Raw genomic sequence first — 11,488 nt, 5'->3', positions numbered from 1 at the left:
GGGGGGGGGCCCCCCCCGCGCCCCGACGAGCCCACGGCGTCGACCGCGATGATCCGGGTCTCCGGCAGGTTGTTCCGGAAGTACCTGGCGATGCCGGCCAGCGTGCCTCCGGTCGAGACGGCCACGGCGACGGCGTCGAACCGGCCGCCGGGCGCGCCCTTCACCAACTCGGTGGCGGTCTGCCACTCGTGCACCCCAGGGTTGGCGGGACACTCGTACTGATTGGTCCACACGGCGGCGGGGTCCGCCGCAAGGATCTCGCGTACGGCCCGCAGCCGTGCGCCGAGCGTCCGGCCGCCCGGGACCTCGTGCACCGTCACCACGTCCGCCCCGAACGCGGTCATCCGCTCGGCGCTGCCGCGGGGCGTGCTGGGCTCGATGACCAGCGTGCAGTCGTAACCGCGCTCTGCGCACAGGCCGGCGAGCGCCACCCCGAGATTGCCGGAGGTCGACTCGACCACGCGCATGCCCGGCCGCAGTGCCCCGGCCGCCTCCAGCGACGACAGCAGGGCCTCGGCCGTGCGGGCCTTGATGGAGCCGAAGCGGTTCTCGGCCTCCAGCTTGAGCCAGATCCGTACGGTCCGGTCGCCGACCGGGACCCGGACGGGGCGCAGGGGCGTGTCTCCGATCACGGCGGAGGAATCCGCGGGAACCACAAGAGCTCTGGGTTCCGTCACGGCGCCCAGTCCTCGAGGCTGTCGGCGCGGGCCGCCGGCTGCTGCCGTACGGGAGGGACGGTTCGGTGCGGGCCGATGTCCGCGAGGTCGTAGCCGGCCGGGTAGCCCGGGTACGTTCGGGCGGTCGGCCGGGTCATGAGCCGCGCCATCAGCTTCGGGGCGAGCCGCTCGGCGCGGGCGTGACCGCGCAGCCCCGCGTGGTTGAGGGTCCGGGCCCACAGGGGCGGCCTGCGCATGTCGAGGGCGTCCAGCGCGGGGCCGTCGAGGCGGCACGGCAGGGTGGCGGACACCAGGTCCCGGACCGGGCGCCGGTACCAGGACGCGTAGAGGTCGATGATGGCGTTGCCGACGCGGCGGTTGCTCGCGGCCCTGCGGAAGTGGGCCTGCTCGTACTCCCGGTTCAACTCCTCGAAGGTCGCGTAGTCGGTGGGGATCTCACGGATGTTCATCCGTTTGCCGACATTGGCGAAGAAGTAGAAGGCGGCGAGCCGCTCGGTCTCACTGGTTCGGCGCCAGGCCCAGCGGTCGATCCAGCGCACGGGCTCGAAGACGAACGTCGACAGGACGTAGAGCATGTCCTCGTTCGCGATGTCGAACCTGCGGTGGGCGGTGTTGATCTGCCGCAGCGCCTGACGTCCGCGCTCGGAGTCGTATCCGGTGCGGACCAGCTCGCCGAGGAGGATGCGGGTGTCGTCGTAGCGTTTCTGCCCCCGCAGCGCGAACTCGCCCGTGCCGTCCAGCACGCCGGAGATGGCGGGCACACAGCAGGTGCGCCAGATGGCGACTTCGAGTCCTCGGCCGTAGTCCCAGGGGAACTCGCGGTCGGAGGACATGCGATGGATCTCCTCGTGGTCCGCTTTCGGATCGAGGGTTTCAAGGTGTCTGAGTGTCGCGTAACGGTCTCGCATCCGTACCCCGTTCACGGTGAGAAGTCGGCTACAGCGGAGTGGACCCGGTGGCTCTGGTGACCTCGGGCCGGGTGGGGTCGAAGCGCAAGGTCTCGAAACGCCACTGCAGCTGGCCGGTCAGCCAGCTGCGCAGCCCGGCGATGTGCCGCTCCAGTCGGCCCGTCGGCAACAGGACGCGCAGCTCGGGCGTGAGCCGGTCCGCGAACGAGGCGCTGAGCTCGGTGAACCGGTCGAAGCGGCCCTGGATCATCACGCCCACCGCATCGGCGGAGGTCTGCAGATCGGTGCCCTGTGCGTGCTGGTGGACCAGGACGAGGTTGTGCGGGTCGCCCAGCAGCGCCTCCTTCTCGCAGGAGAAGAGGTCGTTGGTCCACAGGTCGGCGTCGGACAGCGCCGCGTTCATCTCGGCGAACTCCGGCAGCCCGTAGATCTCCTCGGGCACCTCGGTGTGCGTGGTGACCTCGATGAGGTCGAGGTAGGGCATGAGGGCCCGGCCGCGCATGGCGATGTACTCGTCGAGGTCCGGTACCCGTCCGGTGAGCCGGTTCTCCGACTCCCAGACGCACGTCTCGAAGAAGGCCCCGATGTGCCCGGCGAGCCGGGCCCGCCAGGTGGGGGAGGTGAGGGGAACCGTGCGGCGCCACAGCTCCGCGTAGGCCGGCCGGAACGCCGCGGTGACCGAGTGGGCCGGTGCGGGTGCGGCCGCGTCGTCGACGGAGCCGTCGGCGGTGAACCAGCTGAGCACCTCGTCGCACACCTCGCGCAGCCGCGCCGGGTCGGTGCCGAGCGAGGTTTCGTCGAACTGGTCGTCGAGCACCAGCATGGTGCTGATCCAGTCGGTCACCAGCTGGAGTTCGGACGCTTCCGCGTGCGGATAGGCACGGCCCATCAGGGTGCCGAGCAGGGAGCGCTCGTGATGGCGGCGCGCCGCCTCGTCGGGGGCCAGGCCGTGGCGCGCCACGAACGCGCGCGTGCCCGCTTCCGCCTGTTCGGCGTGGGGGCTGAGCTCGGGAGGGAATTCCACATGGATGTGAGGCATGCGCAGGGGCACGGTGTCACCCGTCGTTCGGTGAGGAGGGATGCAGGTGGCAGGGGAGGGGGCGCACGCGGGAGCCGTGGCTCACCGGGGCAGCTGGAGCGACTTGACCTCCTGGAACTCCTGGATGCCGTGGCGGCCCAGCTCGCGTCCGATGCCCGACTGCTTGTAGCCGCCGAAGGGCGCGGCGGCGTTGAACCCGGCGTCGTTGATGTCGACCTGGCCGACGCGCAGCCGGCGGGCCACGGAGACAGCCCGGTCGGTGTCGGCCGACCAGACGGTGGCCGCGAGGCCGTACTGGGACTGGTTGGCCAGGGACACGGCGTCCTCGTCGTCGTCGAACGCCATGACGGCCAGAACGGGGCCGAAGATCTCCTCCCGGGCCAGTGCGGAGGACGGGTTCACATCGGTCCAGACGCTCGGCGCCACGAAGTGCCCGGCGTGCAGCGGACGGGCCGCGGGATCGGGGCCGGTCACCCGGCGCGCGCCGTCGGCGGCGGCCCGTGCCAGATGGCCGAGGACGCGTTCGCGCTGCTGCGCGGAGACGAGCGGCCCCAGCAGGCACGCCGGGTCCTCGGGATCGCCCGGAACGTGCGCGGCGACGACCGAGTGGACCACATCGAGCGCCTCGTCCAGCCGGTGCCGCGGTACGAGCAGCCGGGTGCGGGCGGAGCACGTCTGCCCGGCGTTGTGCAGGGCGCTTCTGACGCCGTCCTCGACCGCCTTTTCCAGGTCGGCGTCGGACAGGACGAGGGTCGCGGACTTGCCTCCCAACTCCAGGCAGGTTCGCTTGACCGTGGGGGCAGCCGCCGCGGCGATGCGCCGGCCGGCCTCCAGCGAACCGGTGAACGACACCAGGTCGACACCGTCGTCGCCGGCGAGCGCGGCGCCCGCCGTTTTCCCTCGGCCGGGCACGAGATTGAAGACCCCGGGGGGAAGGCCGATGCCGTCGATCAGCTCGGCCAATGCGTAGGCGGACAGCGGGGCGAGTTCGCTCGGCTTGAGCACCAGCGTGCAGCCCGCCGCGATAGCCGCGCCGACCTTGGCGACCGTCTGGTGGAGGGGATAGTTCCAGGGAGTGATGGCGGCGACCACACCGACCGGTTCCCGCACCACGAGGGAGTGCCCGATCCGCTCCTCCGCCGTGGCCGCGGAGAGCGCGTCGATGAAACCGTCGAGCACCCTGACCGGCAGGCCCACCTGGACGCGCCGGGAGAACGTGATCGGTGAGCCCATCTCGCGGGTGACCGTCCGGGCCAGCTCCTCCTGGGACTTCGTCAGCGCGTCACGCAGGGCGGACAGTGCCGCGATCCTCTGCGCCGGGCCCGTCGTGGACCAGTCGGGCAGGGCGGAGCGGGCCGCGTCGACCGCGTACCAGACGTCCTCGCTGCCGCAGTCGGGAACCTCGGCGACGACCTGCCCGGTCGCCGGGTTCTCGACGGCGATGGTCCCGACGGCCCGCGGCGCGGTCCATCGGCCACCGAGATAGACCGACCGCAGTGGCAATGAATTCATGGACAGGTCTCTTTCGGCAGGATCGGATGCATCAGGAATCCGTCCGGCGAGTGGGTACCGGACAGATGAATTCCCGGAGTGATTGCGTCCCACTGTACGGATCGTCCGCCGTGCCGACTGGATGAACTCTGTACGGGAAACTGCCGCCCATAAAGGGTGATGACGTCCCGAGGGAAAGGGGTTACAGTGCGGGGCTTGAAATGCCGTGGCGCGGAACGGGCCCGGTCATGGGAAAGACACTCTCAGGGAGAAGACAACCAGTGATCCCCGCACCCGTACGTGCCGTGAAATCCGTCGGCCGCTGGCTCCGCCGGCCCCGTCCGGTGGCGCATCCCCGGCTGCGCCTGGTCTGTCTGCCGCACGGCGGTGGCACCGCGGGCGCCTACTACGGCTGGACGGCCTCGCTGCCGGCCGACGTGGAGCTGGTCGCCGTGCAGTACCCCGGCCGGCAGGACCGTATCGGCGAACCGTGCCCGCAAAACATGGGCGAACTGGCCGACGGTGTCGCGCAGGCTCTGCTGCCGCTGCTTGACCGGCCCGTAGCGCTTTTCGGACACAGCATGGGAGCGGCCCTGGCGTACGAGGTCACGCTGCGCCTGGAGACTCTGTACCGGGCCAGGCCGCGGCAGTTGTTCGTCTCGGGCCACGTCTCCCCGACGCGCCCCAGGAACGGCCGGGCCCTGGATCTGCGGGACGACGCGGAGATGCTGGCGGGTCTCTTGGAGCTGGGTGGCATGGACGAGGCGGTGACCGCGGACCCGGAACTGCTGGCGCTGGTGATGCCCTCCTTCCGCGCCGATCTGCGGCTGATCGAGGCCTACCGGCCCCGCGGCGCGCGGCCGGTGACGGTTCCCGTGACGGCCTACACGGGTGACGCGGATCCCGGCGTGCCGGTGCCGGACGTCGCCGCGTGGGCCGAGCTGGCCGTCGGCGAATTCGATGTGCGTGTCTTTCCCGGAGGGCACTTCTATCTGGTGGACCAGGAAGCGGAGGTCGTCTCGGATATTTCCGAACGCCTTGCTGTGGTTCGCTGAGCTGATATCTTCCGGATGGACGACGCCCCAACGATCGTCAAGGCATTTTCCATTCGGTGCCCAGGTCCGCGTCGTCGCGTTCGCAGCCGTTCTGCCCGGCTTTTCTTGTCTCGATGTGCGGCACGCTCATGCCGGACGGCGACGTGCCCGGAACCGGTGGATTCGAAATGTGTCAGAGGAGTCCTTTCAATGATGAATGACGATGATGTGGCGATCCGCGTCCGCGAGATCATGGTTGAGGCCCTGGATCTCCGGCTGAACCCGGAGGACATCGATCCCGGTGTGTCGTTGTACTCGCCGGTAATCCAGCTCGACTCGCTCAACCTGCTCCAGCTCCTTCTCGCTGTGGAGGCCGAGTTCGGCGGCCAGATCGAGGACGAGGACGTCATGGAGGCCGACCTCGAGAACGTCGGTGACGTCATCGAACTCGTCCGCCGGCACGTCGGCGCGCTTCGGACGGGGACCGCGGCATGAGAACGTCGCGCCATCGGTTCCTGCTCGATGAGGAGGACGTCCCGACCCACTGGTACAACATCCTCGCCGATCTCGACGTACCGTCATCCGAAGTGCGCCGTGCCCGGTCGGCCGCGGAACCGGCGGCCGACGCCAGGCATGCGGCGCCCAATCTCCCGCTGTCGATGTACCGGGCCAGTGTCGGCGCCGAGCGGCACGTGAAGATCCCGGACCCGGTGCGCGAGCAGTACCAGCGGTTTCGTCCCACCCCGCTGATCCGGGCCCACCGTCTGGAGCAGGCACTCGACACCCCCGCCCACATCTACTACAAGTACGAGGGCGCCAACGCCTCGGGCAGCCACAAGCTCAATTCCGCCCTGGCCCAGGCCTATTACTACAAGCAGGCAGGCGTCCAGGAGATCACCACCGGCACCGGGGCCGGGCAGTGGGGCACCGCCCTGTCGATGGCCTGCCACGCGCTGGACCTGGCCTGCACCGTCTTCATGGTGCGCTGCAGCCATGCGCAGAAGCCGTACCGCCGGGTGATCATGGAACTGAACGGCGCCCGCGTCATCCCCAGCCCCAGCGGCACGACCGAGGCCGGACGTGCCCTGCTCGCGGCCTCGCCCGAAACCGACGGCAGCGTGGCGATCGCCAACGCCGAGGCCCTTGAACACGCCCAGACGGTGGACCGGGGCGCGTTCGCGGTCGGCAGCGGCGAGAACCACGTCCTGCTCCACCAGACCGTCATCGGCGAAGAGGCCCTGCGCCAGATGGAACTCGCCGGGGAGTTCCCCGACGTCATCATCGGCGCCATGGGGGCCGGCAGCAACTTCGCGGGCCTGGCGTTCCCGTTCCACCGGGAGAAGCTCCGCACCGGAGCCACCACCCGGCTCGTGGCGGTGGAGCCCGAGGCATGCCCCAAGATGACGCGCGGCCGCTACGCCTGGGACTACAACGACTTCTCGGGCACGACACCCATGACGAAGATGTACACGCTGGGCCACACCTTCGTCGCCCCCGGCGTGCACGCCGGGGGCCTGCGCTACCACGGCGCGGCGCCCCTGGTCAGTGCCCTGTACGCGCGCGGTCTGATGGAGGCCGTTGCCTACGGACAGAAGGAGGTGTTCGAGGCGGGTGCGTTCTTCGCGCGCGCCGAGAACCTCGTTCCCGCACCCGAGTCGGCACACGCCGTCAAAGGTGCCATCGACGAGGCCGTCCGGGCCCGGGAGGAGAGCCGTCCGCGCGTCATCCTCTTCAACGTCAGTGGCCACGGCCTGCTCGACCTCTCCGCCTACGACCAGTACCTGGCGGGCAAGCTCGAGGACCACCCCGTCTCCGACAGCCGTATCGCCGCGTCGCTTGCCGCCCTGCCGGACGTCGAACCCGTCGGCAGCCGCTCATGAACCTCACCCCGACCGAGGAGCAGACGGCGCTCGCCGGGCGACTGCGCACCCTCGGAGCCTCCGCCCTGGGCGCCGACATCGAGACACGCGACCGCACCCAGCGGCTCCAGCCCGGCGACTGGCAGCGCTGCGCGGACGCCGGTGTCCTCTCACTCCCCGTGCCGAAAGAGTACGGAGGACTCGGTCTGTCCGCGCTGACCTGCGCGATCGCCCTTGAGGGCCTGGGCGCCGGCTGCAGGGACAACGGGCTGATGATCGCGCTCGGCGCGCACATCTGGGCGGTCGAGCTGCCCCTTGCCGAATTCGGCTCCCCGGAACAGAAGCAGCGCTATCTGCCCGCCCTGTGCGACGGCCGGATGGTGGGCGCCCACGCGATCACCGAGGCCGGAGCCGGGTCGGACGCCCTCTCTCTGACCGCCACCGCTCGCAGGGAAGGGGACACGTACGTCCTGGACGGCGTCAAGCGGTTCGTCACCAACGCCCCCGTCGCCGACGTGTTCATCGTCTACGCCACCGTCAATCCCGCACTGGGGTTCACCGGCGTCACCGCCTTCCTGGTGGACCGGGACCAGGAGGGACTGACGGTCGAGACCCGGTTCGAGAAGGCCGGACTGCGTACCGCGCCCTGGGGCGAGATCACCCTCCGCGACTGCCGCGTCCCGCTCTCCGCGCGGCTCGGGGCCGAGAAGCAGGGATCGCGGATCCTCTCCCGGACCATGGCCTGGGAGCGGGCGCTCATCCTGGCGCCACTGCTCGGCACGATGAGCCGTCAGATCGACGAATGCATCCGACACGCCAGGGGTCGGGAGCAGTTCGGGCGGAACATCGGCCGGTTCCAGTCGGTGGCCAACAGGATCGTCGACATGCAGATCCGGCTGGAGGAAGCCAGGCTGCTGACCCATCGCGCCGCCTGGGACCTGGCGCAGGGTACCTCCTCGTACTTCGCGGAGGCGGCGCAGCTGCGCACCAGCGAATCGGCCGTCGAGACCTTCCTCGACGCCCTGCAGGTGTACGGCGGACTCGGCTACACGACCAGCACGGACATCGAACGGAATCTGCGCGACGCGCTCGGTACCCGGATCTCCTCCGGCACCTCCGACATGCAGCGGCTCGTGATGGCGGACAAGCTCGGCCTCACGTCCCGTACGCGCGACACGACCACGACGGGCCCGCACGGTGCCCCGAGCACCGCGGGAGGACGCCATGCGTACGCTCGATGAGCTCCTGACCCGGGCCGCGGCCGAACGGCCGACGGCCGAGGCGGTCCGTCACCGGGGCGCCGTGACCGACTACGCCGAGCTGGACCGGGCCGTGAGCGCCCTCGCCGCGACGCTGCGCGAGGCGGGCGTGGGTCCCGGCGACCGGGTGGCGCTGTGGATGGCCAAGTCGACCGAGACGGTCGTGGCCCTCCATGCGGTCCTCAAGTGCGGGGCCGCCTATGTGCCGGTGGACCCGGCTGTGCCGGCCGCCCGCGCCGCCTACATCGTCGAGGACTGCGCCGTACGCTGCCTGATCGCCGACGAGGCGCGGCTCGCCCTGCTGGAGGGACGTGGCCTGCCTGCCGGTCTGCGGACCGCCGTGGTGCTCGGCGAGGCGCACGCCACCGGGACGGATCCGGCCGACGCGGGCGGCATCCGGCGGATCGGCTGGGACGAGGCCGTCCGGCGGGCCGTGCCCGACGGGTTCGCACCCCCGGCCGTGGGCCCCGACGACCTGGCCTACGTTCTCTACACGTCGGGATCCACCGGCACGCCCAAGGGCGTCATGCTCTCCCACCGCAACGCCCTGGCGTTTGTGGACTGGGCGGTGGCCGAGTTCGGGCTGACGCCGGACGACCGCCTGTCGTCGCACGCCCCGGTCCACTTCGACCTGTCAGTCTTCGACGTCTTCGCCGCCATGAGCGCCGGAGCCTGCCTCGTCCTGGTGCCGGAGAACCAGAAGGCCCTGGGAGCGGCGCTGAACCGGCTGGTCGCCGAGGAGGGGATCACCGTCTGGTACTCGGTGCCGGGCGCCCTGATCAGAATGCTCGACGCGAAGAACCGCGCGCTGCTGGAAACCTCCCCGCTCAGGACGGTGCTCTTCGCGGGCGAGCCTTTCGCGCTCAAGCACCTGAGGCGGCTGAGACAAGCACTGCCGGAGGCGGACCTCCACAACCTCTACGGGCCGACGGAGACGAACGTCTGCACCCACCACAAGGTGACGGACGCGGACCTGGCACCGGACCGTACCGGACCGCCGCCCATCGGCCGGCCCTGCCCCTACGCCGAGGCCCTGCTCCTCGACTCCGACGGCCGGGTGGTTCCCGACGTGCCGGGTGCGGAGGGCGAACTCTGCGTCGCCGGCGACTCGGTGATGCTCGGCTACTGGGGGCACGACCCGGTGGACACCCCGGCCGGGGTGCCGCGGACCCATCGCACGGGGGACATCGTCGTGTCGCGGGGCGAACTCGGCTACACGTACCTCGGACGTCGCGACCACATGGTCAAGATACGGGGATACCGGGTCGAGCCCGCGGAGATCGAGGCCGTTGTGATGGCACTGCCGTCCGTGCACGAGGCGGTCTGCGTCGCGCTCCCGGACGCCGACGGCGGCGGCGTACTGGAGGTGTACGTGGTACCCCGCGAGGGAGCGGCGCCGGACGTCGCGGAGCTGCGCGGGCACTGCCTCGACGCGCTGCCCCGCTACATGGTGCCCACGGCGTTCCACCTGGTCGACGGGTTCCCCAGGACCTCCACCGGCAAGACCGACCGTAGGGCCCTGGCCGCCCGTCCGGTCCGGGAGGCTGCATGACCGCGCAGGTGCTGACGCTTCGCCGGCCGAGCCGGGTGCTGGGCCGGGACAAGGGAGTCAACGTCGTCCTTCCCGGCGGCTACCGCGAGCACGGTCCGCCGCATCCGGTCCTCTACCTGCTGCACGGCTACGGAGGCGGCAAGGACACCTGGCTGGCGAACACCCGTCTGGTCGATCTGCTCCGGGAGCGCCGGACGGTCGTCGTCCTGCCGCAGAGCGGCCGCCGCTGGTTCATCAACGACCACGCCGGCTTGAGGTACGAGGACCATTTCGTGCAGGAGCTCGTACCGGCGATCGACGAGCGGTTCAACACCCTCGCCCACCGTTCGGGGCGTGCCGTCGGAGGCTTCTCGATGGGCGGCGCCACCGCGCTGTATCTGGGGCTGCGTCACCGCGGGCTCTTCGGCGCGGTGGCCTCGCACGCCGGCGCCTTCGAGGCTCCGCTGCGTGTCGGCGACCCGTACGCCCGCTTCCGCGCGGACTCCGGTTTCGTGATGCCGTCGGTGGACAGCCACGAGCGGGTCTGGGGCCCGCCGGGGAGCGAGACCCGGCGCCGCTACGACCCGTATCGCCTGATCGCGCAGGGTGACGCGACGTCCACGCCGGCCCTGTACTTCGACATCGGGACGGAGGACCACGAGCGCATGCGGGCCATGAACCACCGGGTGCGGGACGCCCTGCTCGCGCGGGGCGACCAGGTGGAGTACCACGAGCGGCCGGGCGGCCACGACTGGCGGTTCGTCGACCACGCGCTGCCTTCGTCACTGGACTTCGTCGAACGTCGGCTGGAGGGCACCACGGAAAGGGGCTCCGTCGCGCATGGACGCATCTGAACCCCGGCAGCCGTCGCTGCTGGTGGACCGGCCTGCCCCCGGCGTCGTGGTCGCCACCCTGAACCGGCCCGCCCGCAGGAACGCCCTCGACGAGGACCTGTTCGCGCGGCTGACCCTGCTGTGCGCCGAGCTGCGCGTGGACACGTCGGTGCGGGTGCTTGTGCTGAGTGGGGCGGGCGGCACGTTCTGCGCCGGCTATGACATCGGAGAGGTGGACCGGATCGCCGGCCTGCCGCCCCTGGAGCTGCTGGCCCTGCTGCACCGTCAGGCGGCGGCGATCACCGGGCTGCGGGACCTGCCGCAGGCGGTGATCGCCGCGGTCGACGGCACCGCGATCGGCGCCGGACTCTCCCTCGCGCTCGCCGCCGACATCCGGCTGGCGGACCCCGGGGCCCGGTTCCGGGCCTCCTTCGTGAAGATGGGCCTGTCAGGCGGTGACATGGGCGCGTCGTGGCTGCTGCCGAGGCTCACTGGCCTGGGTTTCGCCTCCGAGATGCTGCTGACCGGCCGGTACGTGACCGCACGGGAGGCTGTCGAGCGAGGGCTGGCCAACCGGCTGACCGACCCCGGCCGGCTGCGGGAGGCCGCCCTGGCGCTGGCCGCGGAGATCGCGGCCAACAGCCCGGTCTCGGTCTCCCTCACCAAGCGGGTACTGCAGAGCAACACCGACGCCCCCTCGCTCGCGGTCGCCCTGGAGCGGGAGGCCCCCGCACAGGTCCTGGCTGCCCACTCGCCAGACGTGCGCGAAGCAGTGGCGGCGTTCCGGTCCCGCCGGGAGCCCCGCTTCGACGGCGCCCCCGAAGTACCGGACCACTCGAGCGAACCGGGCAATTGAG

Annotated in this window: 11 protein-coding genes; 7 read left to right on the top strand and 4 right to left on the bottom strand. The window is 70.9% G+C overall.

Features of this window, described 5'->3' with window-relative positions; translation table 11 throughout:
- The 4 genes from ACLZN2_RS16690 to ACLZN2_RS16675 form a co-directional block, all read right to left on the bottom strand.
- On the bottom strand, positions 1-677 hold a 677-nt coding region (locus ACLZN2_RS16690; protein ID WP_416979258.1), incomplete at its 3' end, for a PLP-dependent cysteine synthase family protein.
- Positions 674-1,510, bottom strand: a complete 837-nt coding sequence (locus ACLZN2_RS16685) for a DUF2236 domain-containing protein (RefSeq protein ID WP_416979257.1) — start codon at positions 1,508-1,510, stop codon at positions 674-676. The genes ACLZN2_RS16690 and ACLZN2_RS16685, both read right to left, overlap by 4 nt.
- 103 nt (positions 1,511-1,613) lie before the next feature.
- Entirely contained in the window at positions 1,614-2,624 is a 1,011-nt protein-coding gene (locus ACLZN2_RS16680; RefSeq protein ID WP_416979256.1) for a terpene synthase family protein, read from the bottom strand.
- Between the two features lie 81 nt (positions 2,625-2,705).
- A complete protein-coding gene (locus ACLZN2_RS16675) occupies positions 2,706-4,136 on the bottom strand; it encodes an aldehyde dehydrogenase family protein (protein ID WP_416979255.1) in 1,431 nt (476 codons plus the stop codon).
- Between the two features lie 260 nt (positions 4,137-4,396).
- Between ACLZN2_RS16675 and ACLZN2_RS16670 the strand changes: the two genes are divergently transcribed.
- The 7 genes from ACLZN2_RS16670 (at position 4,397) to ACLZN2_RS16640 (ending at position 11,487) form a co-directional block, all read left to right on the top strand.
- Entirely contained in the window at positions 4,397-5,170 is a 774-nt protein-coding gene (locus tag ACLZN2_RS16670) for a thioesterase II family protein (protein ID WP_416979254.1), read from the top strand.
- Between the two features lie 189 nt (positions 5,171-5,359).
- Positions 5,360-5,644 carry a phosphopantetheine-binding protein gene (locus tag ACLZN2_RS16665; protein ID WP_416979253.1) on the top strand — a complete coding sequence of 95 codons (285 nt, stop codon included), beginning with the start codon at positions 5,360-5,362 and terminating at the stop codon, positions 5,642-5,644.
- A complete protein-coding gene (locus ACLZN2_RS16660; RefSeq protein ID WP_416979252.1) occupies positions 5,641-7,029 on the top strand; it encodes a TrpB-like pyridoxal phosphate-dependent enzyme in 1,389 nt (462 codons plus the stop codon). The genes ACLZN2_RS16665 and ACLZN2_RS16660 overlap by 4 nt, the downstream gene beginning before the upstream one ends.
- Positions 7,026-8,249, top strand: a complete 1,224-nt coding sequence (locus ACLZN2_RS16655; RefSeq protein WP_416979251.1) for an acyl-CoA dehydrogenase family protein — start codon at positions 7,026-7,028, stop codon at positions 8,247-8,249. Before ACLZN2_RS16660 ends, ACLZN2_RS16655 begins: the two co-directional genes overlap by 4 nt.
- Entirely contained in the window at positions 8,233-9,819 is a 1,587-nt protein-coding gene (locus ACLZN2_RS16650) for an amino acid adenylation domain-containing protein (protein WP_416979250.1), read from the top strand. Before ACLZN2_RS16655 ends, ACLZN2_RS16650 begins: the two co-directional genes overlap by 17 nt.
- The gene (locus ACLZN2_RS16645; RefSeq protein WP_416979249.1) at positions 9,816-10,652 is read left to right on the top strand and encodes an alpha/beta hydrolase; all 837 of its coding nucleotides are present in this window, start codon (positions 9,816-9,818) and stop codon (positions 10,650-10,652) included. The genes ACLZN2_RS16650 and ACLZN2_RS16645 overlap by 4 nt, the downstream gene beginning before the upstream one ends.
- The gene (locus tag ACLZN2_RS16640; protein ID WP_416979248.1) at positions 10,639-11,487 is read left to right on the top strand and encodes an enoyl-CoA hydratase/isomerase family protein; all 849 of its coding nucleotides are present in this window, start codon (positions 10,639-10,641) and stop codon (positions 11,485-11,487) included. The genes ACLZN2_RS16645 and ACLZN2_RS16640 overlap by 14 nt, the downstream gene beginning before the upstream one ends.
- Position 11,488 lies beyond the last annotated feature (1 nt).

It is taken from the genome of Streptomyces sp. T028 (genome assembly GCF_048159505.1).
In the GTDB taxonomy this organism is placed as follows: Bacteria; Actinomycetota; Actinomycetes; order Streptomycetales; family Streptomycetaceae; genus Streptomyces.
This window is presented reverse-complemented; position numbering and strand designations above follow the sequence as displayed.

Bases quoted from the DNA above. Each gene is read 5' to 3' on its own strand.
- ACLZN2_RS16685 (WP_416979257.1), bottom strand. From the start codon at position 1,510: ATGTCCTCCGACCGCGAGTTCCCCTGGGACTACGGCCGAGGACTCGAA.
- ACLZN2_RS16680 (WP_416979256.1), bottom strand. From the start codon at position 2,624: ATGCCTCACATCCATGTGGAATTCCCTCCCGAGCTCAGCCCCCACGCC.
- ACLZN2_RS16675 (WP_416979255.1), bottom strand. From the start codon at position 4,136: ATGAATTCATTGCCACTGCGGTCGGTCTATCTCGGTGGCCGATGGACC.
- ACLZN2_RS16665 (WP_416979253.1), top strand. From the start codon at position 5,360: ATGATGAATGACGATGATGTGGCGATCCGCGTCCGCGAGATCATGGTT.
- ACLZN2_RS16660 (WP_416979252.1), top strand. From the start codon at position 5,641: ATGAGAACGTCGCGCCATCGGTTCCTGCTCGATGAGGAGGACGTCCCG.
- ACLZN2_RS16655 (WP_416979251.1), top strand. From the start codon at position 7,026: ATGAACCTCACCCCGACCGAGGAGCAGACGGCGCTCGCCGGGCGACTG.
- ACLZN2_RS16650 (WP_416979250.1), top strand. From the start codon at position 8,233: ATGCGTACGCTCGATGAGCTCCTGACCCGGGCCGCGGCCGAACGGCCG.
- ACLZN2_RS16645 (WP_416979249.1), top strand. From the start codon at position 9,816: ATGACCGCGCAGGTGCTGACGCTTCGCCGGCCGAGCCGGGTGCTGGGC.
- ACLZN2_RS16640 (WP_416979248.1), top strand. From the start codon at position 10,639: ATGGACGCATCTGAACCCCGGCAGCCGTCGCTGCTGGTGGACCGGCCT.